Genomic DNA, 1,422 nt, shown 5'->3' with positions numbered 1-1,422 from the left:
TTGGTTTAAATGTTTATATTTTATGTAAATATATAGTCGAAATTATTAATAAGTAAAGTTAGCTATAAGCAAATGGCAACTTTCTAAACGGAAGTTTTAGTATAGGATTAAATTTGTCTTAGCGAGGTTGTTCAAAGGAAATGGCGCGGATGAAGAAGCTAACTTGGTTTTTATTATGTTGCTTTGCAATGAATGCATACAGTTACGATGAAGTAAGTCTTTTGATAGGTTATATCTCGCTATTTAGTGTCTCCATTACACAAAATAATACTTCGCAGTTCTATCAGATGACCTCGTGAGTATAAAACTAGTGATTAATTGAAATTCACCTATGGAGAGTCAATGCATTCTGAAAGTGGTGGCCTTCGTTATCAGTAATTACTACTCTAGGGCCTGGCCCAGTATTTGCTGGAGATCTGAAAGTTTGTGGGCCGGGCCACTGCTTTATACAATAAGTAATATCAATACCTTGTAATTATTTCAGGTATTAATAAATAGTAAGGAGAAAAGTATAATTTTTATTTGCAGTATTAAGTTCGAAAAAGTGGATTTTTGATATTGACTCGACATGAAAGGCACTTCCAGAGTGCTGTTTAAGAAAAGAAAGTTGCTGGTTGTATAGGGTATTTAAGTGGGTCCAACTTTGACTTTATGCTTTCAGTTGAAATAATAAGTCAGAGTCAGAGTCGAGTAGACACAATAAGGTTTCAAATAAGCCTGCTTAACTGTTAATTCTATTTAAGTTTTTTTGACACCAAAGTAATGCTTGCTGCTTATTTTTTACAGCAATTTTTTGGTAAACCTTGTGTAGGTGGACTCGAACAGTAGCTTCACTTATAAATAAAGTGTCGGCAATTGCACTTGAATGTAAGCCAGAAAATAATAAGTTTAATACTTTCATTTCCTTGCAGGTTAAGTTGTTTGATTGCAGAGTAGTTTGTTGTTCACTCGCTAGCATTTGCCTCATCCAATCATCGGTTACTGCACGAGGGAACCATAACTTTCCTTGTTCAATGGCTTCTAATCCTTGTTGAAGTAGTACTTCGTCAGTACCTTCGTAAAACAATCCTTTTAAATTTGGCCACTCTTTTAATGCTAGTACATCGCAGTCTTTTGGGACATCAAAAATTACCAGTCCTTGGTGACCATTTTTTAGCATGAATTGATTAATAAGTTCATAATTGGTAATGACGTTTAAAGCTTGATAATTAACAAGTAAAACGTTGAAGTCAGCTGCAACACAAAAAAGTGAAGTGTAATTTGGATTTGTGAAGCATTTGAGGCTTTTATCAGCTGTGTTTTCAATATTCATAATATTCTATCCATAGACTACATTTTAGTACTATATTCTTATTTTTAGTTAATTTCAATGGTAGGAGAATGTGTTGTAGCTCTTTTTTTATACACTAAAGTACATGTGTA

At 33.5% G+C, this 1,422-nt stretch carries 1 protein-coding gene; it reads right to left on the bottom strand.

All coding sequences use genetic code 11. The features are described 5' to 3' along the window. Nucleotides 1-721 precede the first annotated feature (721 nt). The gene (locus GQR46_RS19670) at nucleotides 722-1,312 is read right to left on the bottom strand and encodes a LuxR C-terminal-related transcriptional regulator (protein WP_010553852.1); all 591 of its coding nucleotides are present in this window, start codon (nucleotides 1,310-1,312) and stop codon (nucleotides 722-724) included. Nucleotides 1,313-1,422 lie beyond the last annotated feature (110 nt).

Origin of the sequence: Pseudoalteromonas sp. Z1A6 (assembly GCF_011378745.1) — a bacterium.
Lineage (GTDB): Bacteria > Pseudomonadota > Gammaproteobacteria > Enterobacterales > Alteromonadaceae > Pseudoalteromonas > Pseudoalteromonas arctica.
Note: the sequence above shows the minus strand (reverse complement) of the source record. Positions and strands in the feature narration are given on the sequence as shown.